The organism is Candidatus Methanomassiliicoccus intestinalis Issoire-Mx1 (assembly GCF_000404225.1).
In the GTDB taxonomy this organism is placed as follows: domain Archaea; phylum Thermoplasmatota; class Thermoplasmata; order Methanomassiliicoccales; family Methanomassiliicoccaceae; genus Methanomassiliicoccus_A; species Methanomassiliicoccus_A intestinalis.
Window position 1 is genome coordinate 520,369 of the sequence record NC_021353.1, and the last position, 25,763, is coordinate 546,131.

Annotated in this window: 26 protein-coding genes, 2 tRNA genes and 1 rRNA gene; 11 read left to right on the forward strand and 18 right to left on the reverse strand. The window is 39.8% G+C overall.

Features of this window, described 5'->3' with window-relative positions:
- Positions 1–36 precede the first annotated feature (36 nt).
- Complete coding sequence (locus H729_RS02530) at positions 37–300, forward strand: RpoL/Rpb11 RNA polymerase subunit family protein (protein ID WP_020448435.1); 264 nt, start codon at positions 37–39, stop codon at positions 298–300.
- On the forward strand, positions 301–1,605 hold the full coding sequence (gene truD, locus H729_RS02535; protein WP_020448436.1) for a tRNA pseudouridine(13) synthase TruD: 1,305 nt from the start codon (positions 301–303) through the stop codon (positions 1,603–1,605).
- A gap of 3 nt (positions 1,606–1,608) precedes the next feature.
- Here the strand turns inward: truD and H729_RS02540 are convergent, their stop codons facing one another.
- The gene (locus H729_RS02540) at positions 1,609–6,048 is read right to left on the reverse strand and encodes a tetratricopeptide repeat protein (protein WP_020448437.1); all 4,440 of its coding nucleotides are present in this window, start codon (positions 6,046–6,048) and stop codon (positions 1,609–1,611) included.
- A 720-nt stretch (positions 6,049–6,768) separates the two neighbouring features.
- Here H729_RS02540 and H729_RS02550 point away from each other — a divergent pair.
- Positions 6,769–6,841, forward strand: a tRNA-Gly gene (locus tag H729_RS02550).
- A 21-nt stretch (positions 6,842–6,862) separates the two neighbouring features.
- Here H729_RS02550 and H729_RS02555 read toward each other — a convergent pair.
- Positions 6,863–7,978, reverse strand: coding sequence for a DNA topoisomerase VI subunit B family protein (locus tag H729_RS02555; protein WP_020448438.1), 1,116 nt, complete (start codon positions 7,976–7,978; stop codon positions 6,863–6,865).
- Between the two features lie 257 nt (positions 7,979–8,235).
- Between H729_RS02555 and H729_RS02560 the strand changes: the two genes are divergently transcribed.
- Positions 8,236–8,556, forward strand: a complete 321-nt coding sequence (locus H729_RS02560; RefSeq protein WP_147554369.1) for a hypothetical protein — start codon at positions 8,236–8,238, stop codon at positions 8,554–8,556.
- 8 nt (positions 8,557–8,564) lie between these two features.
- Here H729_RS02560 and H729_RS02565 read toward each other — a convergent pair whose 3' ends face one another.
- The gene (locus tag H729_RS02565; protein WP_020448440.1) at positions 8,565–8,969 is read right to left on the reverse strand and encodes an AAA family ATPase; all 405 of its coding nucleotides are present in this window, start codon (positions 8,967–8,969) and stop codon (positions 8,565–8,567) included.
- Positions 8,970–9,391: 422 nt separating this feature from the next.
- Between H729_RS02565 and H729_RS02570 the strand changes: the two genes are divergently transcribed.
- Positions 9,392–10,372: a heterodisulfide reductase-related iron-sulfur binding cluster gene (locus H729_RS02570; RefSeq protein ID WP_048133840.1), complete on the forward strand. Its 981-nt coding sequence runs from the start codon at positions 9,392–9,394 to the stop codon at positions 10,370–10,372.
- A gap of 87 nt (positions 10,373–10,459) precedes the next feature.
- Here H729_RS02570 and H729_RS02575 read toward each other — a convergent pair.
- The 4 genes from H729_RS02575 to H729_RS02590 all read right to left on the reverse strand — a co-directional run bounded on the left by H729_RS02575 (position 10,460) and on the right by H729_RS02590 (position 12,748).
- A tRNA-Pro gene (locus tag H729_RS02575) sits at positions 10,460–10,537 on the reverse strand.
- Between the two features lie 44 nt (positions 10,538–10,581).
- On the reverse strand, positions 10,582–11,538 hold the full coding sequence (locus H729_RS02580) for an NAD-dependent epimerase/dehydratase family protein (RefSeq protein ID WP_048133842.1): 957 nt from the start codon (positions 11,536–11,538) through the stop codon (positions 10,582–10,584).
- A gap of 41 nt (positions 11,539–11,579) precedes the next feature.
- The gene (gene rdgB / locus H729_RS02585; RefSeq protein WP_020448443.1) at positions 11,580–12,137 is read right to left on the reverse strand and encodes an RdgB/HAM1 family non-canonical purine NTP pyrophosphatase; all 558 of its coding nucleotides are present in this window, start codon (positions 12,135–12,137) and stop codon (positions 11,580–11,582) included.
- Positions 12,134–12,748 (reverse strand): KEOPS complex kinase/ATPase Bud32, encoded by a 615-nt coding sequence (locus tag H729_RS02590; RefSeq protein ID WP_048133844.1) that lies wholly within the window; start codon positions 12,746–12,748, stop codon positions 12,134–12,136. Before H729_RS02590 ends, rdgB begins: the two co-directional genes overlap by 4 nt.
- Positions 12,749–12,830: 82 nt before the next feature.
- On the opposite strand from H729_RS02590, the gene radB reads away from it, so the two are divergent.
- Entirely contained in the window at positions 12,831–13,496 is a 666-nt protein-coding gene (radB, locus tag H729_RS02595; RefSeq protein WP_020448445.1) for a DNA repair and recombination protein RadB, read from the forward strand.
- On the opposite strand, the gene H729_RS02600 is transcribed toward radB, so the two are convergent.
- The 9 genes from H729_RS02600 to pyrB form a co-directional block, all read right to left on the reverse strand.
- Positions 13,493–14,482 carry a polyprenyl synthetase family protein gene (locus tag H729_RS02600; protein WP_048134271.1) on the reverse strand — a complete coding sequence of 330 codons (990 nt, stop codon included), beginning with the start codon at positions 14,480–14,482 and terminating at the stop codon, positions 13,493–13,495. The genes radB and H729_RS02600 overlap by 4 nt on opposite strands.
- A 2-nt stretch (positions 14,483–14,484) precedes the next feature.
- Positions 14,485–15,543, reverse strand: coding sequence for a type 2 isopentenyl-diphosphate Delta-isomerase (gene fni / locus H729_RS02605; protein ID WP_020448447.1), 1,059 nt, complete (start codon positions 15,541–15,543; stop codon positions 14,485–14,487).
- The gene (locus H729_RS02610; protein WP_048133846.1) at positions 15,530–16,312 is read right to left on the reverse strand and encodes an isopentenyl phosphate kinase; all 783 of its coding nucleotides are present in this window, start codon (positions 16,310–16,312) and stop codon (positions 15,530–15,532) included. The genes fni and H729_RS02610 overlap by 14 nt, the downstream gene beginning before the upstream one ends.
- 77 nt (positions 16,313–16,389) lie before the next feature.
- A 5S ribosomal RNA gene (gene rrf, locus H729_RS02615) occupies positions 16,390–16,510 on the reverse strand.
- A gap of 41 nt (positions 16,511–16,551) precedes the next feature.
- The gene (locus H729_RS02620; protein ID WP_020448449.1) at positions 16,552–17,235 is read right to left on the reverse strand and encodes a DUF92 domain-containing protein; all 684 of its coding nucleotides are present in this window, start codon (positions 17,233–17,235) and stop codon (positions 16,552–16,554) included.
- Positions 17,236–17,324: 89 nt separating this feature from the next.
- A complete protein-coding gene (locus H729_RS02625; protein ID WP_020448450.1) occupies positions 17,325–17,615 on the reverse strand; it encodes a hypothetical protein in 291 nt (96 codons plus the stop codon).
- Positions 17,608–18,141 (reverse strand): AAA family ATPase, encoded by a 534-nt coding sequence (locus tag H729_RS02630; protein WP_020448451.1) that lies wholly within the window; start codon positions 18,139–18,141, stop codon positions 17,608–17,610. Before H729_RS02630 ends, H729_RS02625 begins: the two co-directional genes overlap by 8 nt.
- The gene (gene pyrI, locus H729_RS02635) at positions 18,141–18,596 is read right to left on the reverse strand and encodes an aspartate carbamoyltransferase regulatory subunit (RefSeq protein WP_020448452.1); all 456 of its coding nucleotides are present in this window, start codon (positions 18,594–18,596) and stop codon (positions 18,141–18,143) included. The genes H729_RS02630 and pyrI overlap by 1 nt, the downstream gene beginning before the upstream one ends.
- Positions 18,593–19,522 (reverse strand): aspartate carbamoyltransferase, encoded by a 930-nt coding sequence (pyrB, locus tag H729_RS02640; protein ID WP_048134273.1) that lies wholly within the window; start codon positions 19,520–19,522, stop codon positions 18,593–18,595. The genes pyrI and pyrB overlap by 4 nt, the downstream gene beginning before the upstream one ends.
- A 90-nt stretch (positions 19,523–19,612) precedes the next feature.
- Between pyrB and H729_RS02645 the strand changes: the two genes are divergently transcribed.
- Positions 19,613–21,271, forward strand: coding sequence for a DUF5591 domain-containing protein (locus H729_RS02645; protein ID WP_081633093.1), 1,659 nt, complete (start codon positions 19,613–19,615; stop codon positions 21,269–21,271).
- Between the two features lie 201 nt (positions 21,272–21,472).
- Complete coding sequence (locus tag H729_RS02650; RefSeq protein ID WP_020448455.1) at positions 21,473–21,952, forward strand: redoxin domain-containing protein; 480 nt, start codon at positions 21,473–21,475, stop codon at positions 21,950–21,952.
- Here H729_RS02650 and H729_RS02655 read toward each other — a convergent pair whose 3' ends face one another.
- A complete protein-coding gene (locus H729_RS02655; protein ID WP_020448456.1) occupies positions 21,953–22,630 on the reverse strand; it encodes a diphthine--ammonia ligase in 678 nt (225 codons plus the stop codon). It abuts the gene before it with no gap.
- 247 nt (positions 22,631–22,877) lie between these two features.
- Here H729_RS02655 and H729_RS02660 point away from each other — a divergent pair, with 247 nt between their 5' ends.
- Both H729_RS02660 and rpiA read left to right on the forward strand, forming a co-directional pair.
- A complete protein-coding gene (locus tag H729_RS02660; protein WP_020448457.1) occupies positions 22,878–23,588 on the forward strand; it encodes a creatininase family protein in 711 nt (236 codons plus the stop codon).
- Positions 23,581–24,258 carry a ribose-5-phosphate isomerase RpiA gene (rpiA, locus tag H729_RS02665; protein WP_020448458.1) on the forward strand — a complete coding sequence of 226 codons (678 nt, stop codon included), beginning with the start codon at positions 23,581–23,583 and terminating at the stop codon, positions 24,256–24,258. The genes H729_RS02660 and rpiA overlap by 8 nt, the downstream gene beginning before the upstream one ends.
- Here the strand turns inward: rpiA and H729_RS02670 are convergent.
- On the reverse strand, positions 24,252–24,623 hold the full coding sequence (locus H729_RS02670; protein ID WP_020448459.1) for a TrmB family transcriptional regulator: 372 nt from the start codon (positions 24,621–24,623) through the stop codon (positions 24,252–24,254). The genes rpiA and H729_RS02670 overlap by 7 nt on opposite strands.
- Positions 24,624–25,484: 861 nt before the next feature.
- Between H729_RS02670 and H729_RS02675 the strand changes: the two genes are divergently transcribed.
- Positions 25,485–25,763 carry a 50S ribosomal protein L44e gene (locus H729_RS02675; protein ID WP_020448460.1) on the forward strand — a complete coding sequence of 93 codons (279 nt, stop codon included), beginning with the start codon at positions 25,485–25,487 and terminating at the stop codon, positions 25,761–25,763.

The window sequence follows — 25,763 nt, forward strand, 5'->3', positions numbered from 1 at the left end:
GAAAGATTATATAAGTGGCGAAGTATGGAGCACCTTATGGAACTTCAGCTCCTCGATAAGGACAAGGACTCCATAAGAATCCAACTCCTAGATGCCGATATGACATTGGTTCAGCCAATAATTAATGAACTCATCAAAGATGAGGGAGTAGATGAAGTGAGGCATATCACAGGTCATCCAGAATTGGATCTGCCTGTATTGTCTATAAAAGTCAATAATGGAAAGCCTCAAACAGCGCTCAAAAGAGCAGCAAAAACTTTATCAAATGAGTATAAAGAAGCGCTGGAGAATCTAAAGTAAATGCAAGAATGCAGAGGTGCAGAGGCTGAAATAGGCCTCGAAGTATTTTTTACAGACTCTCCAGGGATCGGAGGTAGGCTCAAACAAACCCCTGAGGATTTTATAGTTGATGAAATATCGCTGCCTCCCGCTGAAGATGACAGCGGCTCATATTCCATAGCTAAAGTAACTTCTCAAAATTGGGAGACCAACCGCTTGGTAAGAGAACTTTCTAAAACACTAAGAATCAGCAGAGATAGAATTGGCTTTGCTGGTACTAAAGATAAGAGAGGAATAACATCTCAATTAATGTCTTTTCAAGCTTCTGTGGATGATGTCAGGAACTTAAACCTCCATCAGATATCTATTTCAGACGTATACAGATCAAAAAAACCTCTGACAATCGGTGACTTGATTGGAAACAAATTCATTATAAAATGCCGTAATTCTGCACTCAGCAAAGATGAAATTCAAGCTTCTATTTCCCAGACAGAATCTCAGCTTTCAGAACTGGGAGGATTTCCTAATTTTTTTGGTGTGCAGAGATTTGGGGCAGTCAGGCCAGTAACACACCTGGTAGGAAAATGGATAGCTAAGGGTGATCTGGAAAAGGCTGTTATGACATATGTTGCAAATCCTATGCCTTCGGAAGGAGGCGATACACGGGAAGCCAGAGCGCAGCTAGAGTTGGATGGGGATTTTGAAAGGGCTCTGGAATACTATCCAAAAACACTTACGTTTGAACGTATGATGATCGGCTACCTTGTGAGAAATCCTGGAGACTATGCAGGTTCGATAGAAATCCTTCCACCCAATCTTCAGATGATGTTTATCCATGCATACCAATCATATCTTTTTAACAAGATGTTAAGCGAGCGTATCAGATTGGATCTTCCTTTGAACAAGCCAGTAATTGGTGATGTTGTGCTACCAGTAGACAGAAGCGGTCTGCCCGATCATGATCATGGTGTACCGACTACTGAGAATAACATTGATCTTGTTGAAAGGCAGGTTAAAAAAGGAAAAGCGTTCATAAGTTCTGTATTGTTTGGTACTGATTCAACATTTTCTGAAGGAACTCCTGGAGAGATCGAAAGAAAGATAATTGAAGAAGAGAAGCTGTCTTCTTCTGATTTTATGATCCCGCTTATCCATCAATGCAGCTCTAAGGGAAGCAGAAGAGAAATTTTAGGAACAATCTCGGATATGGAGAGTCGTGTGCTTGATGACTGCACACTTTTTTCATTCTCATTGAACAAAGGATGCTATGCTACAGTAGTGTTGAGAGAGTTCATGAAGAATGGAACTTTAATGGATTATAGCTGATTTTCACAGCCTGTAGTAATCCCCTCTTCCTGTGTAACTTTCATCAGATTGTTCATCTTCATTTTCCTGAGATGAATCTTTCTTCTTTTTTGGTTGTTCATCTGGAAGTATGCCTGCATTGCGCATTAACCTGGTGGACATCTCTTCTTTGTCTGTCTTGGGGTATTGATGATAGCTATCTTTCTTAAGTTGAGTGCGTTCGGCATCAGCTATTCTCTTCATTGCCCATTTTTGATGCATTGCTTTGATCTGTTTTTCAGTCAAGACTACATCTGACCCTTCTTGATCCTCTTCTTCACCGCTTTTGAAATTGAGTGGTATGTGACAGCGGGGACAAGATTCAAAATTGGACGCGCACTGCATGCACATCAGGGTGCCACACTTTGGACATGCAGCCACCACTTGTTCATCGTGGAATATGCAGTTTCTGCCGCGATACTGAGCAGATTTTGTATTGTAGTATACATCAACAGCTTTAGATCTGTCCACAGGCTTTTGTGCTTTACTTTCTTCAGGCTGCTTCTTTTTAAACAGGGACACATCTCTCTTAGGTTGATGAGTTCCAGCTATCTCTTCTGAATACTCTTGATTGTCTTTGTATGATGCAGCATCTGATGAGTTAATTATAGTCATAAGCTGTCTAGCTGTGTATATTCCAATGTCTAAATTTTCCATGAGCTTCAGCGTTGTGTAGTATTCAGAAGGCATTGTAAACACTATACGGAGTAGCCTTTCTGTTTCCTTATCTGGAGCTTGTGTCGGAAACTTCATTGTGTTTACCTGACTTATGTATGATAAAATTCTCTTTGCTTTTGTGATATCTGGTTCATCCATTGCAGTATATACTTCTGACAAGTAGAGTCCTTTTCTACCATATTCTGGATTGCCGAGAGTCCTGAAAAGAATTGTTTTAGACACCTGCTCATACGCATCAAACTCTTCACTTGACATCGATGCAATATCTACTTCTTCTCTGGATTTCAAGCGTTCATTGACAAGATCTAGAAAACTCTCTGGAATTCCGACGTCTCTAGCCGCTTCATCTCTGCTGATATTCCGTGCACGTTTATGCTCGAATCTCAGCAACTTGGATGCATACGCTTCGGTTTCTTCTTCTTTGATCCGTCCATTTAGCTCTGCATTTCCATCTAGTGCTAATTTGAAGTCTGGATCTACACGAAGCGATCTTTCAAAAGCATACTTTGATTTATCTAATTCATTATTGCGGAGGTATATACGGCCTTGTCCAAGCCATGCGTATTTATTTTCAGGTTCGTAATCTAAAATATTCTGATAACATTGCAGAGCATCTGCGCTCTCTTCCATTTTTCCCAGTGCAGCAGCTTTATTCAGCCATGCGGTTGTGTTATGTTGATCAATAGAAAGTGATTTATCAAAACTGAATATTGCTTCAGATAGTTTTCCCAGTTTTGCTTGTACAGTACCTATATGTGCCCATAATGTAGAATTTTCTTTGTCGGTTCTAGTGGCCATCATATATGCATCTAATGCTTCATCGAGGTGATTCAATGATTCCTCTGCCTTCGCTAGTGCCTGATATGTTTCAGAGCTTGTACTTCCAAATTCAACTGCGCGCCTATAGCAGTTTACAGAAGTCTCTTTATCATTGAGTTTGAAATATATATTACCTTTAACGCGCCAGGCATCTGCATTACTGGCGTTCAGATTGTGAGCTTTATCCAGTTCATTCAGAGCTCTGTCGACATCACCCATATATGCATATGTGCGTCCACGGTCGACATAGAACTCATCATTATTCGAGTCTATCTTAATCGCATCATTGAATGCCTTTAGAGCTTCATCCACATTGCCGTTTAGGAGCAGAGCCTTTCCTTTTTTATCAGCTAGTGTGGGATCTTCTGGTTTTAATTTCCATACGTAATCATATGCATTTGCAGCAGAGAGGTAGTCCTGCAGTTCCATGTGCATATCCGCCTTTTTCTCTGCAGCTAGTGCATTATCTGGTTCAATCATTAGTATGTAGTTGTAATCTTCCAGTGCATCATCTCTGCGGTGTAATGTATGCAGTGCTTCAGCACGATTAAAATATGCATTAATGTTGCTTGAGTTGACTTGGATTAATGTACTACATACATCAATTATGCCTAAATAATCCTCTTTAGATTCCAAAATCTTTCTTTTGGATTCAAGCGTATCTTCTTCAAAAGGATCAATTTCAAGAACTTTATTGTACACCTTTAAAGCGTCATTCAGCCTTTCCATTTTGTAAAGAACATTTCCCTTGTCAATTAGTGTAGTTTTATTCTCAGGATCAAACTTCAGAATCTGATTGCATGCAGCAAGAAGGTCTGCAGGTCTGTCCAGCTCTTTTAATGACTCTTTTTTATCAATTATAATTCCCACATCTCTATATCCTGCAGAGAGGGCTTTGTCAAAACTATTTACTGCTTCAACATGCATGCCTAGTTTTGCAAATGACTTGCCTTCTGTCGCATAGACCTGAAGATTGCTGTCATCAATTTCGATATATCTGTCAAAACATTCTATGGCTTTTTCATGCTGATCTATTGAGGCATATGCAATTCCTTTGTTATATAGTATAAAAATGTCATTTGGACAAATCTCAAGTGCCTTATCGTATGAATCCAATGCTTCTTCAAACTTATTATCTGAAGCTAAAGATAATGCATGAGCACACCATACATCTTTGTTTGTTGGATCTAATTCAATGGCTTTTTCAAGGGCTTCTGTAGCTTCTGAAAATCTAAAAAGCCCATACAATGAATCGCCCTTTATTCTCCAGAATGATGCATCTTCTGGAAATACTTCTGTACCTTCTGATGCAAGTTCAAGGCTGCGGGCAAACAGTTTCTCCGAGAATAGCTCGATACACAGGTTATGAAATGCAATTGTATTTTTAGGATCTCTCCTCAATACGTCTTCGTAATATTCTATCGATTCTGCAGATTTTCCCAGTCTGTCATATGCAATAGCACAATCTAAAAGGCTGCCGATATTTTCTGGATTCATCTTCAGAATTTCTAATGAGATGTCTAAAACTTCCTTATCTCTTCCATCTCCTTTATATGCATCTTTCAAGGCTTCTAGCACTTTCTGCTCTTCTGGAAAATTCTTTGAAGCTTTTTCCAATATCTTAATCGCATCGCTGTAATGCTGTATGGTGTTGTATGCCATTCCGGTTTCATACATTGCTTCTAGATCATCTGGCATCTTTTCAAGTACAGCTTCGATGTATCTTATTGTCTCTTCATTAATTCCAATTGATATAGCAATATTCTTACGTTTTATCAATAATCCAAAATCATCCGGGAATGAAAGCAGAGCAGATTCTGATTTTTCAAGGGCCTCATCCATCCTTTGGAGTTTTACTAATGAATCAATCATTGAATAACAGTATTTTACAGCGGGGTCATACTGCATCAGCATGTATGAAATATCGATTACATCCTCCCATTTGTTTTGAGTGAGGGTGGTGCGATATATTCCTTCCATTGCTTCAATGCATTTTTCATCTTTTTTCAGAACTTCTCTATTGAGAGCTTCTGCTTTTTCAACAGTTCCAATCAATTCATAAGCAGATGCCAATTCAAGTTTAATTTCTAAATTCTCAGGATCATTTCTGAGTGCACGCAGATAGTAGTCTATAGAATCTTCAATGGATTCAAAAGCTCTGAGAGTTCTCGCCTTCCCCAAATTGCCTTCTACAGACTCAGGGCTGATGTTCAATACTTCATCATATACTTTTGAAGCCTCTACATATTGACTTTCTTTTCTCATCACATCGGCTGTCAACAGCATTGCCTGAATGTCGCCAGGAGAGTGATCCAGTACCTGATCCAGAGTCTGAATTGATTCAACACTCTGTCCGGACTTCATAAGGATCTCTGCTTTTTTTGTACCCCACAATGTCGGATCATCAAATTCAATGAGGAGATCATATATTGGAAGATAATCTGGGTTTCTTTCGATAAGCTGTTTTGCTTCAAGTACAGCTTCATCTTTATTTCCCATCTTGGATAGAACAATCGCATGGTCTAATCTTAACTGCTTATTGTATACATCCAGCTCAATCGCTTGATCTATTGACTCCAACGCCTCTTCATATAATTCTTTATGCAAGAGTGCCTGAAATTTGTTATGCCATGCTTTTAGAAGCTCTCTGTTTACGTTTATTGCTCTATCTGATACTGCAATGACATCATCATATCGTTCTAACTGCAATAATGTCGATGAAAGTTTTAGTAAGTACTCGGGAAATGTTGGGTAATTCTCAAATTCATTATCTTCTTTGCTGAGCAATATTTCCTTGGCAATATCAATCTGCTCAGAGACGCATTTCATATCTCCTGAATTGAAAGCATCCTGTGCACTTTCTATTGCTTTGTTAGCTTTTTGGAGATTTTTTGCGTCCTTGTCTCTTAATGATTCTATGAATCCCATCCAATCACCGAATGCCAAGGTATCATATAGGAAGATCAAAAAGCTTTGCAAACTAAACGATATGTCTGCAATTGGTCTGACACTTGCTATGCAGAGTTATTGGGCAGCAAATATTTCCTATCTTAACGGATCAATATCAAGGAATGTTTTAAATACTAGATCATTTAATATGGAAAATTGTCTGACTTTTGTCTGACATGCATGATGGGATGCAAATAAAACAGCGCATACGATTATTCTTCTTAGATGGGAAAGAAGTTTAAAAGATGCTTGTAATGCACATGGGGGGACTGGATGGGGTCCCCCAAAACATGTTTAATTTTTCAACTAGCGTGTTTATTTATTATTTAAAGTGCTCTAGTTTCAAACAAAATAGTTTCCTGTCCAGACCATCTAACTTTCAATAATATGGTGCCGCAGAAAGCTATTTTAAAACTCACAATGGCCACATTTGCAGCAATTTCATTGCGTTGTTATACTAAATGTGTAATTTGCTGTGCACACTTAAAGAATCTTCCTAAAATGCTCGCGCATCTCCAATTTGAGATCATATTAAATGCAGAATGCCTTCTCTATCATTGATCTAATTTACAAAAGCTCTTTTTGAGACTTATTTTTTATATTTTTAGAATTCTTATTGATTCAGACGCCTTTATCTTTCGATTTCATCGATTAAGCAACAAAAGTCTTATAAAGGAACTGAGAATAAGGGGAAAGTACGCAAGCGTGATCTAGTTGGTTAGGATTTTAGCCTTCCAAGCTAACTGCCCGGGTTCGAATCCCGGCGCTTGCACTCTTTCTAATTCTTATTGTCTTAATCTGCTTGAATTAGGTAAGACATTGAATTCTCATTCAGCAGTTTTTTCATTAGATCCAGCTCAAAGTCGGATCCTAGATCTTGTCTTTTAGAGAGTTTGTAAAATTCCAATACTTCCTTATCAATATTCCAGTCTTCTTCTATCTTTAATTTATATGCTATCGATATATATTTAGCAGTGAGGTTGTATCTTGCTAAACTCTCTATATCTTTCTTATTGTCTTGATACACCCTTTCGATTTTTTCCTTATCCGCGTTGTTGATCAGGTACTCAAGAAGCAGAAAACATGTTGCAATGTCTTTCAGATTTTTATCTGATTCGTCAAGATTCTGGATGACATCTTCAAGCTCTAATTCTGCTTCACGATACCTTTCATTATACATAAGATACTCTGATCTATTGACTCTCAATTCATTTGCGAACGGTGCAGATTTATATGATTCTGAAATTTCAAACAGCTCTTCCGGTGCATCTTTGATTGAAAACTCTCTTAATGATATTAAGCTGATATCTTGCGCTTTGTTAAAAATTTCTTGTGAACGATCATCCTTTTTGAACAATTTTACTATCATGCCATCATTATATATTCCCTTAACTTTCGTTGGTATGGCATTGTATACTGTAAAAACCAACCCTACGAAAACCATGGTATACAGAAATATTTCGACATATACATTATTGATGAATTTCATAGATATGGCAGAGATGATTGTAGCAACGCCAGTTGTTAGAACTCCTCCAAGCACATATAACATATATGGAGCACTAGCACTTGTTTTGTCCTTTGCGTAATGCATCATATTTGCGCCTGCGGTGCCTGGAATTTTCACTCTTTTTAGAATATATCGGTTATCTGAATTTATAAACACATATCCAAACAATGCAAATGCGTCTAATTTATATCCCGTTGCCCATCCAAAAATGACATGACCAGATTCATGGATTACTGAGTAGATTATGACTGAGAGAATGAGGAATATTGAGAAATAGATTAACCAATAGTCAAGATCCGCGAATTTAATAATATTTTCTTTAGTAAAATACACAAAAACAATCAGCAATATAATTGACAATCCAAATGAAATTATGCGTGCTCTCCTTCCGTCATTCACGTACCTAGATGTCTCAGATGATACTTAGTTCTTCTTTTACACTTTAACTTCGTTGATATACTGTCAATTAATCGAATATTTTCAGCTTCTGTGTCAATGTAAATTTTAACAACTGTTTATTTGGATACATATGGCTCAATTGTGTAATGCCCTATCATCTGCTTCTTCTTGATATTATAAGGGTGAGCTTTGGACATCATAATATCATCATTCTCGTGAACACACCTTTACTTACTATGGGTTCTAAAGTCATATGTATGAATGAACAGGTGATAACTACGAGGCAAGAAGACTATCGAGAATTAAATGAAAGTCTTAAAGCGGCCATAGAAAAAATTAGACATGATCAGACAATTGACAAAATTGTTGAGGTTGTTGCATTTTATGAAGATTCGTTCTTAGATAATCTCAGACTCGATGATGAAAACTCTTGCATGTCTAATATTGAATTTGTAAACACAATTTCAGATCAGCAATGGATCAGCTACATCAACTACATGCAAAACCTATTGTCTGAGTTAACTGACAGTTCTGCTGATCACCAGGAGTTAAATGATCTATTTGATGAAGTATGCTAATTATCTACTCAAACCTCTTTGTTTATCCATTTAATACAAGCTGGAACTTGATGGCAGAGGTCCTGCCCGCAATACACTTCAATTTCGTACACTCCTTCACCAACTATTTTTTCTGCTATGGCTTCCCAATTGAAGGTTGTATTTGCTTCATCAATCAATATGTAATTTCGCTGCTCTTTTTTAAGCCTGCTATAAATAATTCTTAAAGCTTCATCTTGATCTTTTAAATTGGATTCTGTGCATTCTTGGTTATTAATCCTTATTATATTGGATGAAGGGCACATTTCTCTAATTTTAAGTTCAATCTCATCTAGCAGTTTTGTTTTACTAAGCCTTCTAGGCCCAGTGATTATTTTTGCACGAGGGTCTTCAACAAACGTACTGAGCTTATAAAATGGGCGATCTTCTCGCATGCACCTATCCATTGCAGTTTATGATATCATCACTATCTGCTTTATTATCGATTGTATGTTTCATCAGCTTATAAAATTCTTAATGAATTGATTAGGCAAAACCATAATATTGTAGAACTAATGTGAGAAAAAAAGTTCATCTAGATTCTCTCCGTCCTCCGAAAGGAGGACACTCTTCTCATCTACCCTTCTCTTTTGAATTTCATCCGTTGATACAATGCAGTGCACCATTTGAATTTTCATTAGACATCACTTTAGTCTGTAAAATAAAAATTCTTTGTTTGAAGATCTAATCATGTTGCATGTTGATTAAATGAAGAATAATATAATTCATCCAGACGTAACCTAGAGTTATACACAGGTCTTTTTTAATCGATTCTGTTTGGCTAACATGGATATATTGAATTAACATTCGAGATAATATGTCCGACTTACCCGATTTTATACAATCATTAATGTCTGAGTGTGTAGGGTGTGGCTTGTGTGATGAAGCCTGTCCCTCATTCAATCATGGTGGATGTAGCCCTCAAAGTGTAATGAATGGTGAAGATGGAAATGTAACTCTCTGTATTGGGTGCGGGAAGTGTTCTAGTGTATGTTCAAGCACCAATCCATTCAAAGTCATGATGTATATGAATAATAGAGCATCAAATGCAAAGATTCCTGAATCATTCTATGAAACTGGCTACGTCATGCAGGTGGGCAATCACCCTTCTCGTACAGAGGCTCCCTATGTTCCAACGGGTGATGATGTATATTTAATGTCAGGGTGTACTGTGGAATGCAAACTTCCATTCTTGAAATATGCAACTGCCGTAGCAATAGATGCCATGGGGATTAAACATTCGGAACTTCCTAACTCTACATGCTGCACATTTCCGATTCCGTTTAGAAGTCTGTCAGACTCTGAAAGGGATGAATACAAGCTCAAAATGGGACATCAGGCAAAAAACAAGGAAATTATAACAATCTGTCCAGGGTGTGCTGAAGAACTTAATAATTCTGGAGTTAATGCAAGACACATTTCAAAACTGCTGTATGAAAATAAAAACAAGATCTCTGAACTGCCAGGAGTTTCATTGAAAGTAGCTTTAGAGCCAGGGTGCGCTCTTGAATATTTTTCAAAAGAATTTGAGGAAATCGTTCGTGCAACTGGAGCTACGCCGATTGGTAATAAAATTGGTTGCTGCGGGAAGTCTGTAAAAGGAGTTTCAAATCAGCTCATGATCGAGAGGCAGACGGAAATAAAAGATGCAGATGCAGTAATTGTGGGATGTCCTTTTTGTACATTTAAATATGACACTGCACCAAATGGTATTCCAGTACTTCACATCTCAGAACTTATCGCTTTAGCAGCTGGTAATTCTGCAACTCAGAAATATCACCGCCTTAAGCTCAGTTGAATAACGACCTGGTGAATTTATAATGCATCTCGGCATCATATGAATTTCAGAGAAACATCTCTAATCTAGTCATTAAAAATTAGAAAATGGTGGGTCTGCCCGAATTCGAATCGGGGTCTCGAACTCCCAAAGCTCGAAGGATGGACCAAGCTACCCCACAGACCCTGTGTTGAGACTTGAGATAACGAACTTATCAATAAACTTTGCGTTTACTCTGCTATAATTTCTCCAACGGCTCGTCTCACAGCTTCTGCACTTCCCATCTTAGGTTTCCACCCTAAATCGGATATCTTGTCTATCGAGAGGAGCATTCTTTTGACGTCTCCATTCCATCCGCCGCCCTTTATGCCTCCGCTCCAAACATACTTCACATCGCAAAGCCCCATCTCTTTGACTGTAATATCTGCTATATCCAACACGGAAATCGAATCTTTGGATCCGATATTGTATATTCCTACGGCTTCGGTATTTTTCTGAGCGCTAGCAATCATCGCATCTACACAATCGCTCACATGTATGTATGATTTCCATGTTCCCGGGGGAGTTCCTAAAATCTCTAATTTACTGGGATCTTCATTCAATTTTCGTATAAAATCATGAAGAACATTGTGAGTTGAATGCGTGCCGACTACATTTGCAAATCTCCAGATAATGCCGTTTATATCAAATGTGTTGCAGTACGAATCAATCAACGCTTCACAAGATAATTTAGATGCACCATACAAAGATATTGGGATAAGAGGCCCATAATCCTCCCTGGTCGGGACTATTGTGGTTTCTCCGTACACTGCAGATGTGGATGGAAATAAAATACAGCCAGTTCTACAGTTTTTCATGGATTCTAGAATTCTGTATGTTACCACGATATTTTGTTCAAAATGCACAGATGTATTCTCAGCACCGATTCTGACATCAGGGTTTGCAGCCATGTGGCACACAACATCTACGTCTTGGAATACATGATCTAAATCTAGCGTTCTCAGATCCCCTTCTATGAACGTAAATTTATCATTTCCTTCCACGGCAGACATAAATTCCTTTCTGCCGGCAGAAAGATTATCAATGCCTATGATTTCATTTCCCATTCCAATCAATTTTTCAACTAGGTGACTAGCAATAAATCCTGAACACCCAGTTACCACTATCCTCCTGCCTGTGAGTTTCACAATGATCTATTGTGTGTTCAAGCAATAGATAAAATATGCAGTCAGTCACTTTCAAAAATGTTTGTAAATTGCTCTGCAAAAGACCTTATGGAATTTCCGCGGTGAGAGATTTTATTCTTTTCTTCCAAAGTCATCTCTGCAAACGTCGTATCATATCCATCCGGGATGAAAATCGGATCAAAACCGAAACCGCCATTTCCTTTTTGTGAGAAATTTATTTTTCCCTGACATTCACCGTTTGCTATTATAATATGCGAACCAATGCATGCCCCAACACATGATTTAAATCTGGCAGTTCTGTCTGATGTATTTTCCATGAGTTTTAGAAGGCCTTCATTACCAATGGTTCTTAGAACATATGAAGAATACACACCTGGAAATCCACCCAACCCGTCAACGAACAGTCCAGAGTCATCCAGTACAAAATCATTTAACTTTTTTGATCTCAACTGATCTATGCACGAGTTTACAACTTCTTCCAATGTATCGGCCTGTATCTCATAACAGTCTACATCGTTGTGTATAATCTCAATATTGGGTAGAGCAGTTCTAAATTCATTCAGCTTTCCTAAGTTTGAAGTTATTACTTGAAGCTTCATGTATACCTGCCTCTGCCTTCTATTTCTTTCATTTTATTCATCACGTCTTTGCTGTTTTTAAATCCAATGCAATATTCGTTCAGAATAATATCAAACAGATCCAACTTTTCTGAATGAGCTGACTGGAAAGCTTCCTTGAGCAGATGAAGATCCACGCCCATTTCTTCCAATTTTGCATTTCTGGATCCAAGTGAAAAATCGATAAGATACACGACATCATCGCAGACAATCATATTGGACGTAGTGAGATCCCCATGCACTATTCCTCCAGCATGAAGCGCAGCGATCATTCTACCAATCTGCCGGCAAATCTTCTCTGATTTTCCCTCATCAGCAGTTTCGAGAACATCTTTTACACGTTCTCCTTTAATTTCTTCCATTACAAGTTTAGCATCGACTTCATCAATCTCATATACTATTGGCGTAGGAACACCTAGTATTCTTGCATCTCTGATCAGTCTGGCTTCATTTCGTGTGCGAGAGGTCCTCAAAGATATATCGAGCGAAGGGTGTCTGTATGCCTTGGGCACTCTGTTTTTTATGATCACATCCCGCCCCATCCAAAGACCTCTTTCGATCTCTGCTTCTGCGCCACGTCTTATTATTTCCACGCAGAGGTTAACGCGATGTTAATAATTAATCTGCTGTTCACTGATGGAAAATTTATCATATTGGAGGGTATTTCTGATAACTATGGATAGGCTGCCTCTGGGATGTACATCTATTGACGAAATGCTGGACGGTGGGATTGAGTCTAGCAGCATGACATTGCTTTATGGGGAAGCAGGCAGCGGCAAAACAACAGTCTGCTTGATTTTAGCCAAAGAAATTATCAAGCAAGGAAAAAAGGTAGTTTATATCGACAGCGAGGGAATCTCAATAGATAGGCTTATGCAGATTGCCGGAGAAGACTTCGACCTTGTGATGCAGAACCTTTTGGTTTTTGATGTAGTGAACTTTGACAGTCAGGAACGCTCTATTGACAAAGCAGTCAAAATGGTTCAGAGTGACATTGGCGTAGGAATGATAATTGTCGACTCCATAACTTCTCTATATCGTCCCACTGGTAAAGAGGACGAACGTTCTGAAAGAAAATCATTAGTTGGCCAGTCTCAAAAACTATCATCAATCGCCAGAGAAAAAAAGATTCCAGTTTTAGTCACATCTCAGGTGTATACTGATGTGGAAACTGGCACGTTTGAGTCTCTTGGAGGCAATGCTTTAATGCATAATTCCAAGTCCATAATTAGGTTTGACCGGGCTGGATTGGGTATGCGCCGTGCTGTGTTGATTAAACACAGAAGCATTCCAGAAGGTATCACAGCCCAGTTTCGTCTGACTCCGGATGGAATCGCTTAGACACTTCTTCCTACTGCGAAGTCTACCAATCCAATCAAGAACTCTTTCTCAGGACCATCATTGATGCAGGATAGTGATTCTTTAGCTTTCTTAGCGCATTGTGCAGAAGCATCTTTTGCATATTCGATGCTGTCCTGTATTGCATCTATTGCAGCTTTGATCTGTTCTTCAGTAGCATCTGCGTTTCCAAGCGCTGCAAGGAGGGTCTTCTTTCTGGGATCGTCCGCATCTAGCGTATGCAGAGCATGAAGTGCGATAATCGTTCTCTTTCCGTTTCTAATATCATTTCCAACAGGTTTTCCGAGGCTCTTTTCATTTCCTGTTAACGCTAGAACATCATCCCAGATTTGAAATCCAATACCCAGCATGTGAGCGTATTCTCTCATTTTTTCTATTTGTTCTTGACTGCCTTGTCCAATTATTGCGCCGCCTTCAGCAGCACATTCAAAGAGGACAGCAGTCTTTTTCCAGACCATTTTCAGGTAATCTTCTTCTTTAAGTTCTTCTGCAGGAATATTCTCAAAATCCATATCGTCCTGCTGACCCTCTGCTACTAGATATACTGACCTCGCAGCCAGTTTCAGAAGCGTAGGGCATTTTGAAGGATCAACATCTGTGTTTGCAATAACTTCAAATGCACGTGCGAATAACGCATCTCCTGCAATTATTGCTGTTGGGACATCAAATAGTGCGTGTACTGCAGGAATCCCTCTTCTGACCATATCATTATCCATGACGTCGTCGTGCACCAATGTGAAATTGTGAATCAATTCAATGCCGCACCCGAATGGGATAGCTTTATCTCCGGCTTTTCCAACGGCCTCAGCAACAACTTGGGCTAAAATCGGGCGCATACGTTTTCCCCCAGCAGATGGGTAATGGCGCATGGCTTCTCCAAGCTTCTTATTGTCTACATCACTCAGATATGACTCTATATGTTTATTGATAATCTTAGCTCTGGCAGCTATTTCATTTGAAACATCCATTTTTATTCCTCCAGATACGATGCCCATTCTCTGACGGCACCAGTCAGTATGAATCTCTTCTCCGAAAGTTCTTTTAAATTTTTAGACCCAGTTAAAAACATTGTCGTCTTGAATTCTCTTATCATTATGCGCAGATACCTTTCCGTTGCTTCTGGTGATTCCATCGCATACTTTAGGATTGCGCGAGCGGAGCCTGCACATTTTGCACCCATAGTTATACTGGTTGCTGCGTGTAGTCCATTCATTATTCCGCCACTTGCTATTATAGGTAGTCCGACATTGGCAGAAATCACAGATATGGGAGCTGGAATTCCCCATTCTCCAAATACTCTCCCAATTTCAGCACTATCCGTCTTGTCCAGATCCTCTGAGCGAAATGATTCTACCTTGGAGAAACTGGTTCCACTTACTCCTGATACATCTAGGGCTCTAACCCCTATGCCTTTTAGTCTTAGAGCAGTACCGCGGGAAATCCCTGCACCAGTTTCTTTTATAATCACTGGCAGATCTCTTGCCAGAGAACGTATGGCGTCATAACATCCCGCAGAGCATACATCTCCTTCAGGTTGTGCCATTTCTTGTAAGAAATTGAGGTGGATTGCAAGTACATCAGCATCAATCATATCGATTGCTTTCTGTGCATCTTCTTCTGTCAATGCTCTTTTATTTTTTTGCCTAATCAATTGTGGAGCTCCGATGTTTCCTATCTTTAATGGCACATCGTATTCTTTTATGATCGTGTAGCTACGATCATCCCCACCTTCTAACGCTGCTCTCTGACTTCCTACTCCCAGCCCGATTCCGAGATTCATGCAGGCAATAGCAAGATTTTTGTTAATTGTCTCTGCTTTAGGAAACCCTCCAGTTATTGCTGTAACTATAATTGGACAAGAAAGCCTGCACCCTAGAAATGTAGTGGAGCAGTCAATATCATCAAAGTCTACTTCTGGCAGAGCCTCATGCACTAATTTAACATCATCCCAATAATTTTTTGACGAAGCCACATCATGCTCGAGAGAAATGCGTATATGATCATCCTTTCTGCTTTCAATTCCTTTCATTGCAACACTCCACTCTGGATCCAATTACCTCTTCATTGCACAACGCAGCTTTCAATCGTCCTGGCACCAAACCATTGATTACCATTGCTTTGCTGTATTCAGCAATATTCAGCATATGTTCTATTTTTTTGAAAATACTTCCTGTCACATCGGCACAGTGCTGAGTTCGTGGGAGCTTATTCAAAACATCCTGAGTTATAACTTTGATTAATTCCGCATCATCATTTGAATATGGATCTGAAGTATACACGCCATCCACATCTGTGCAGAATATTGTAACCTCCGGTTTGAAATGTTCAGCCAGTCGCATCATCAATTGATCACCGGAGCATATTCCAAATTTTCTTTCAGAGTCTAAACAAACATCCCCAAACGTGACAGGCATTATCCCAATGTCTAGATACTCTTTGAAAACCTCGCAGTCCAATTCATTCAACTTTCCGGACTGCAGCTTTGTAATTGCACTTGGTGGAAGAGATACACATGGCATACCTGCGCCGTTAAAACATTTAGTAACGTCTAAGTCTAGATTTTTAACGTCTTCCATCACTTGTGAAGCTGCCGTAATCTGTGAGTCTCTTAAGTATCCTTTCTGAAGCTCATTTTCAGCAGCGATTATGTGTCCATATGAACCGGCTCCATGCACTAATATAACATCTTTGCCTGAAGATTTAATCTCACCAGCAAGCCTTGCAAGGACATCGGTCCGAAGCGTTTTATATCTTGTTTTATCGGTTATTACGCTACCGCCTAGCTTTATCAATATCATCTGAAACAAAACGATGCATGACGTTCACGATATTAAATGTTCAGGATAGTAAAGCCTCATAAAGAGAAATAAAAAGCGGCTGACAGCGTCTCATGGTTCCCGCGGGCTCGCGCACCGCAGTACAACATGAAACGCAGGCGGACTTAACTTCCGGGTTCAGATGGGACCGGGTGTATCCCCGCCGCTCTGGCCGTCATACCAAAATAGACGATGACGACTTCGTATTTATATCTTTCTAATCACAAAACCCAAATGGTAATCGCTATGGCTGCTCCGCAGGCCATTGAAATAACATTGGTTCCAAGTTTTCCCACTATACCGCGCCTTTCCAATGTGGCTCCGATTAGGCTGTCAATCATGCAACCGATTATTCCAATTATCCCTAGGATGATAAATTCAGTTCCCCACAGCTCTGAGAATATGAGGGAGCATCCGAGATATGCGGCTGCTATGCCTCCAATTATGCAGGCAATAGTTCCTTCTACGGATATTCCTCCATCTATACCTGCCTTAACTTTCTTGCCTGTGGTAATCATATATACTTTAGGAGAAAGACTTCCTACTTCGCTTGCCACTGTGTCTGCAGCAGCTACTGAAATTGAAGCAATGTATGCTACGGCCATTAAATTATAATATTCACCGCCGAAAGCAAATGCACATATGGCGACTAACAAAGGCACTAGGCTATTGGCAATAACGTTCCTATATGTTCTTTCTCCTTTCTTTCCTTCTTGTACACCAAGTTCTTGTTTAAGGCTCATTCTGAATTTGGTGACTATGAATCCCAGCAATGCAAATAATATGAGTAAAATTAACCAGCTGGGGGCGCCTAGTACGCCTATGGCTAGACCTATAAAAAATGAGGCTATTGATCCACTTTTAGTGAGGAGTCCAAAATATAATGAGAGTGCGGAAAGCACCATGCATAGTATCAGGACCACAAGTATGCTCGTTAGTGTGATCACATCACTGAATCTATTATATGATATAAAGCAGGCTGTGATTATTTCTATTATTTGGAAGTGCAGGCGTCTTTTTGTTCTTGAATTTCATAAATTTCACGGCCTATTTTTTCTGCCGCTTCTTTAGAAGTAGTACCGCTTACCAAAATTCTTCCATTTTTATATATTGATACAATAACCTTATCCTTCGAAGCAGTAACCATTACCGTTTGGTTTTCTGTTAAAAATCCATTTTTGATTAGGTGTTCAGTAGTTTTTTCCATGTCAACTGCTATTTTCTCAATAGGAATTATTGAAAGAGCGTCTTGCTGACATAACTGAGCAACTTTATATTTAATCATAGTCGATTTCCTTTTTGACTTTCTCATAAAAGGATTCGAGGGAACCATCGTTGACAAGGGTGTTATCTGCACATTTTATAAGCTCTGCCAAACCCCATCCGATTTCACGCAGATCTCTTTCTTTAAATTCCTCAACCGTCTGGGGGGCATCTGATCTGCCGCGTTGCTGAAGTCTTTTGAACCGGAGGGCTGCTGGAGCTTCAATCGCAATAAGTATCGAGTCTTTTCCAAATTTCTCTTTGAATAAACTCATCTCCTCAAGGCTGCGGCATCCGTCAATCACTGAATTGTGTTCAATGTATGGTAAACATCGTTTAGCCCAGATGTCAGCCCCATGCTTCTGCCGTTCATCAGAGGCGAAGCCCCCGACTCCACGGTCATCCATTATTATTCCCTGATTAGCTGCTTCCTTGCGTACGACATCGCCCATCCTTATCAAGGAGTAACCTAAGCTGACTGCTGTTTGTGCAAATTCTTCTTTGCCGGCTCCCGGCATTCCTGTAACTACATAGACTTTGGAGCTCATCAGATTAAGCGCTCCGTGAAGTCTCCCTGGATACGATCGCAGTACAAACATCTCAGTATGACCGGGGCTTTGGATTCTACGATAAATTCAGTATCTACAGGCTCCCTCTGAACATTAGTTATGCAATTGGGATTATCACACTTTACAATGCCTTTTACAACTTCTGGCATTTTTACTTTGTATTTTTCTGCTACATTGAAATCTCTGATTATATTTATTGTAGCATTCGGAGCCAGCAATGATATTTTATCAACTTCTCTTGGATCAAGCTCACGGTCTTCTACTTTGACAACATCTTTCCATCCGCCGTTTTTTGAAGGAACGTGCATAAGGACAGATATTGTAGATCTGACTTCTCCAACACCCATTATATGCAGAACTTTCAGCGCCTGCCCACATTCAATATGATCAATAACCGTGCCATTACGGATCGGAGTCACTCTGAAGTCTCTCATACTTGTCCCCCTATAATCAGTGAAAGGATAGCCATCCGTACAGGAACGGCATTAAATGTTTGTTTAAAGTACTTAGCATTCTCCGTGTAGTCAACTTCCGGTGCTATCTCATCCACCCTTGGAAGAGGATGCATGATCGTCAGATTCTTTTTAGCTTCTCTCAGCACAGTGTTATCTACTTTGTAGCTGCCGGCAACTTTCTCATATTCACTCTGATCTGGAAACCTTTCTTTTTGTATCCTTGTGACATAAAGAACATCTGCGTCCGCAATCACATTCTCCAGGTTTCTTTCTAGGTTTATTGATATCCCTGCTTTTTCCAGTAGTTTGACACTTTCCTTGGGTATCTGCAGGATATCTGGTGCTACAAATGTCAGATTAGCCCCAAAAAGTGCCAGGGCTTCAACGAGTGAATGTACAGTACGGCCATATTTAAGATCGCCTACAAGCACGACATTCTTATCTTTCATACTTCCCTGCTCTTGTTTCATTGTAAACAGATCTACCAACGTTTGAGTTGGATGCTGGCCAGGACCATCACCACAATTGATGACGGGTTTTTCAGAGAACTTCGCAGCAAGTCTTGCAGCTCCTTCTTTGGGATGCCTCAATACTATCGCATCAGCATAGCATTCTACTGTACGAATAGTATCGGCGAGAGTCTCACCTTTGGCTACTGATGAGTTCTGATGATCCGTTATTCCTATGTTGCTTCCGCCAAGTCTGATCATAGCACTTTCAAACGATAGCCTAGTCCTCGTAGAAGGTTCAAAGAAAAGATTTGCTAAAATTCTTCCCTCCAATGCCTTAGTGGTCTTTTCTCCCTTGGCATATGGAATCATCTTGTTGGCCAAATTCAGTATTTCTTCTATCTGATCTTTTGTGAGGTCAGAAATAGAAATTATATCCATACCTTTGAAGCTCATGCTGGTCATCTGAGAATATTCTCTCTCCCTATTAAGCTCTCGCATATATTTTCGAGCATTGTTTTAAATCTAGAACCTCATAATCTTGGTATGATTGAGGTCATTGACCGTAGTGGATTGGCGCGAGCAGGAAAATGGATGACAGAGTCAACGTTTATTGAATTTCCAAATATCGTGTATTCAGATACTGTCAGTTTCCCAGCTCCACCTAACGCTGAACTCAGGGCCTCATGGAACGATGGTCTTATAATATCAAGCTGCAGCGCGCAGCTCTCTAAATTCATCAGTGATATCCACGCTCCTTTTGACAGGAAATCACAAAATGAAGCGGTTTTAGATGGTGATGTAGCAATACTCGACAACTCTTTTGAGCTGAGAAGGGATGCAAGGTCATTTTCTGATTCTATCGTTGCACTAAGGTCTAAGATAGGTTACAACAAACTCATCTTTGCACCCGGACTGATGGAGCCTTCAAACATGGCTTTATTGGCATACTGTGGAATAGATCTTTTTGACAATTCTAGGGTGCTTTATGCAACAGCAAAAGGGTTTGTGCTCCTGCCTTCTGGAACTTACAAAGCTTCAGATCTTGGTATTTCCCAGGAATCTTTGCTTGAGAGAAACATGACTGAGGTGTCCAATGAGCTTGCCCTCGTTAAATATATGATTCGAACCGGCAGGCTTAGAGAGCTTGTAGAAACAAGAGTCAATGCTTCTGCATGGGCTGTTGCCTCACTGAGACTGCTAGATTTGGAGTACTATTCTTTTCAAGAACGTTACACTCCGGTCACAGGATCGGAGTTTTACTGCAATTCTAAATCCTCGTTGATGAGACCGGATGTCAGACGTTTCAGGGAAAGGATCATAGAAAGATGGGAGCCTCCGAAACATAAAAAGATTCTACTTATGATTCCCTGCTCTGCCAAAAAGCCATATTATACATCAAAGAGCCACAGGTTGTTTGAAGAAGTGCTGCTTTCAATTCCAAATTCTTGTGCTATCCAGGAACTGATTATTACCTCGCCGCTTGGAACAGTTCCTAGAGAATTCGAAACATTCTACCCCGCTTCCCAATATGATATACCTGTTACAGGAAACTGGGATCTTGAGGAAATAGATATGATTCAGAATTTAGTCATGCATGCAGCATCATTCGGCTTTGAAAAAATCGTCTGCAATCTTGGATCAGAAAGTGAGTTTGTTCAGGAAGTTGTAGACTGCATAGACACTTCCGATGGGAATTCCGCCACATCTCCCGAAGCTCTTTCTAAATTGAGGGAAGTTTTGATGGAGGAATGTCAGAAAGTGGAAAAAGTTCCGAGGTCTGTGGACCGTATAGAGATGGTCCGTTCAATGTGCAGATATCAGTTTGGAAAAGAAGGCGGAGCTATGCTGGATGGAGCATCAGTGGTCGGGAAGTATCCCTATCTTAAAATTATGAGAGATGGCGTCCAGCTCGGAATGCTCACTCCCGAGCGCGGAATGATCTCTTTGACCCTTGAAGGTGCGGAGGTACTTTCACAATTAAATCTCAATGTGATCGAAATTGGTGATTTTGACCTTACTGGCAGTCTCTTTTCTGTAGGTATTGTGTCTGCAGACGAGCGCATACGCCCCGGAGATGAAGTTGTCATTAGAAGAAATGGAGAATTAGCAGGTACTGGCGTATCCCTAATGTCGGGCTCGGAAATGGCCGATAGCAGGCGTGGAGAGGCAGTAAAAGTGCGTCATAAAATTAAGAAAAAATAAGGAGGTACTTTCACCTACCTCCCCAAATCGGTTATATACTGAACACTAGGATTTAGATACGGAGGTTGTGAGATTTGCTTTGCAAGTCTCGCGAGCTTAATGTCATCCCGCGGTTTGAGATTGATGCCCGTCTTTCTCAAACGCCTCCATGTTTTTTTTATTTTGATGATTTAGAAATACTTCTATGTTCATTCACTCCATATGTCGAAGAATCTTGAAGTTGGAGAGTCGGTACCTGATTTTGAGCTCCCTGAAGCAAGTACAGACACAATTCGACTAAGCGATGTTTACTCTTCACACACAACGGTCCTTGCTTTTTATCAGTCTGACTTTGGAATGATGTGTACAGTTGAATTTATGAAACTCACTGAAATGTATCCACAGTTCAAGGATCTTGGCGTTCAAATCTTAGGAATCTCAACCAACAGCATGTTTACTCACGCAGGATGGAAATCAAGGATAATGATCCCATTTCCGCTTCTGGCTGATTTTGATGCATCTGTAACTGAATTATATGGTGTGTTGGAAGGAGATATTGGATATCTAGAAGGAAGGTCGAAAAGAGCCATATTTGTGATAAATAAAGAGGGCATCTTAGTTTATAAATGGGTAACAGACAACCCTGCTTTGGAACCAGACTATGATAAAATTTTAACTGTATGTAAGAATATGTCGGACTGATCACTTCTGCTTATCAATTAATGCTACTTCTTTTACGTGCATCCTGGAATTATCCCTTGATTCTATAACCTCAAATGATTTGATTTCCATTGATTTTTTATGAAGTGGGGAGTCAAGTGTCAATGATTCATACTCTCCTCCTTCTCCAGACACGCTAACTTTGTATCTTTCATTTAGGATTTTCAGATCTTCCAGAGTTTTATGATCTAGTTCTCTTCCGAGCCATTTTTCATTCAGTCCTTCTGCAGCTACTGTAGCTATCACTGATCTGACCCCGCTTTCAATCATATTTTCCATAACCACCAACGGATTTTTTCTCCACAGGGGGGAAAATACTTTCAGGTTGAGATCCTCACAAATATGATTTATGCGATCCCACTGGTAGTCTGAAGCGATCGCTCCAGTAATTATTCCGTCGACTTCAAGACCTTCCAGAACTGATCTAAGGGCCTCCAGCTCCTCTTTTTCCTCTCCGTGGCTTTCTATGCCTATGTATTTTTTATCCATCGCTTCCGCCATGGCTGGAATCAAATTCAGATTTGGAGTATGAAACATCCATGAGTATGTGTTGTCTGGAATTATACTAATCAAAAACTCAATTTCATGACCTTGCTGCTCCATTAAGTATGTTGCAAAAGTTGAGTCTTTTCCTCCGGAATAGAGAGCTGCTAGATTCACGCAGCACCATTATTTTGATATAATATGATACTTGCGAAACTGACTCCACAGTTTTGAATAGAGTTATATTCAAGAATAGATGTTCTTGAACTGTGTATTGCCCTCAATGTAACCGGAATTTAGACAATGACCAACTGGAATCCAAAAACAAAGAGCTCAAGGAAAAATTTGGTCTCGATTCCCTTGAAAAAGGAGTATGTCCAGTTTGTGGTACAAAACTCATTGACATTAGGAAAAAGTGATATTCATGCGTTTAGACTCTCTATCTTCAGTACAGTTTAAAGAAGTGATGGCTAAAAAGCCTGTAGTTTTGCTTCCTATTGGAGCAACAGAGGCGCACGGAGGACATCTGCCGTTATGTACTGATTCTGTTCAGCCGGAATATGTTGCAGACGCAGTTGCAAAATTAATTGGAGGCATTGTCGCCCCTCCAATAAGATATGCACACCACTCCTCTACAAAAAACATGCCTGGAACGCTTTCTATATCTTTTCTCACGACTATGCACCTTACCATTGATGTATTGAATTCATTAATCGACAACGGTGCAGACAAGATTGTGATTATAAGCGGCCATGCTGGTTCGTCACACATCAATGCTTTGAGACAGGGGTGTGCAGAAGTTGCTGAAAAGAGGGCTGTAAAAATTATGTTGCTGTCTGATTATGATCTGGTGGATGAATTCCCGATCGATCAAACAGGAGATGGGCACGGCGGGATGGTTGAAACTTCAAGAGTGATGCATATCTGTCCTGATTTGGCTAGGAAAGCACCCTGTCGCGGAGATTATGTCGACTGCGGTTATCTTATTGTATCTGACCCAGAAAGGTGCATGCCTATGGGATATGTAGGAAATGCGCAGGATGCGACTAGTGAACTTGGTAAAGAAATCAATGAGTTTGTAGTCAATAGATTGGTCGAAGAGATCAAAAAGTCGTTTGGTGGTCTTTATGAGTGAAATGAAAATCAAAGCAGCCAGGAAAGCTGTAGAATATGTAAAAGATGGAATGATCCTCGGTCTTGGAACTGGATCGACTACAAAATTTGCTGTAGAAGAAATCGGAAAACTGGTATCAAACGGATACGATCTCGTGGGCATACCAACATCTATCGAAACTGAGAAACAGGCAAGATCCCTAAACATCCCGTTGACTGAGCTTGAATGCGTAGATAGAATTGATCTGACAATTGATGGTGCTGATGAAGTAGACCCTAATTTTAATCTAATCAAAGGATTGGGAGGCGCTTTGCTCAGAGAGAAGATTGTTGCATACTACTCCGTTAATGAAATAATCATAGTTGACGAATCAAAAATCGTCAATCAGCTGGGAACCCGTGTATCCCTTCCAGTAGAAGTAACACAATTCAGCCATAAGAAAACTAAGGAATCAATTGAAAAGCTGGGATGTGTCGCTCAGCTCAGAGGATCTGAATCACCATTTATTACAGATAATGGCAATATGATCTATGACTGCAAGTTCGAAGGAATTTCTGATCCTTACGATCTAGCGTTAAAACTGAATTCCATTCCAGGGGTGGTTGAAAATGGATTGTTCCTCGACCTCGCATCACACGTGGTCATAGGGACAAAGAATGAAACAAAGGTTTTGGAGAAAAAAGCTTACTGAGTGTCAGTAGCTTTTTTGAGGGCTTGGATATTGCTTTCAATATCATCTATCTTGGCCCGTTCTTCCTTCTCTATGACTTCCACTATTTTCTCAAATGGAATAGCTAGTCTATAGGAGTGTACGGGTCTCCCCTTACCTTCTTTCTTAATATCTTTCTTCACAACCCACTTTTTGTGGCGTAGCTCTTGCATTGCAATGGATACTTCTGGCTGTCTCAATGCGGTAGATATCTCTATCTCGACTGAGGTAGTCTCTTCTTTTTTGTTGAGGAATACGAGTGTCTTTGCAACATTTTTCGCCATACCTGTGCGCATGAGGAGCTTTACAAGAGTCTCATCCTTTTTGCTGAAGCCTCTTTCGTTCATAAATTATCTAGTTCAACTATTTATCCTGCATTATATATCCTTTTCTATTGGATTATGCATTTACAAGTGTAAAATATGCTACCATTGGGTATTATGTACGTAAATTTGAGTTGGATATTTTAAAAACATTGGCATGTTCTAAATTGTTTAATTAACTGTTTATAAAAATTGAGATTGAATTATATATAAGATTATACAATTTTGTTCATCATATTGCAATTTTGTCCATATTTTTCTAAGGGCTTATCTTGAAGTTGCTTAATATTTCTGCGGCAATCTTCGATATTGATCTAATGTTTGTTCTCTGACGCCTTTTTTCTGAAGTTATTTGATATTATAATTCGAGTGCTTTAGAATTTCAGTATTTTGTTTTATTATATGCTCTTAGAACAATCTGATAATATACGCTTAATGAACATTTCTATTCTCCGTGATGATATTCACATGTCTTTCATCCGATGAATGTGTCTGAATTTATTATTACTAAATACTGTCCACACTATTGTAAAATCCGCCTATCTATCTGATCACTCATAAGCGCTTTGAAATGCACTGCTTATCTGCAAAGGTCATGTGCTGAAAATATGTCTTGCATGGCAACAACAGTATTTCATTGCGATCAGTGTCATTTTTGTGGCAAACAATCATCTATTGGCTTGCATATGGATTCTAATGGACTATGTCTTCTTCTCATGTGTGGTCTGTTTTCCCAGCATCTAGCACTTGGAAAAATGCTTAAGTAGTAGGATATGTTCACATAGAAGAAGCAGACATTATGCTCTGCAAAGACAGCCTTTCACATCTCTTAACTGAGAACCTATGGTGAGGATGTCGCATAAGATTACATTAACAGGTGTTTGCATGAAGATGCCTCACACGATTAAAACCTACTGTCCCAACTGCAAGGTCCATACCGACCACGAAGTAGAGAGAGTGAAGAAAAAGAAAGCTAGTGAGCGAAAATGGGGTCAGAGGAGATTCAGAAAGGTCACATCCGGATACGGTGGATTCCCAAGGCCTAAGCCAGAAGGAAGAGAAAAACCGACAAAGAGAATCTCCCTGCGTTACAGATGTAAGGTCTGCAAAAAAGCTCACCAGAGACCATGCTTCAGATCAAAGAAGTTTGAACTTCAGGAGTGA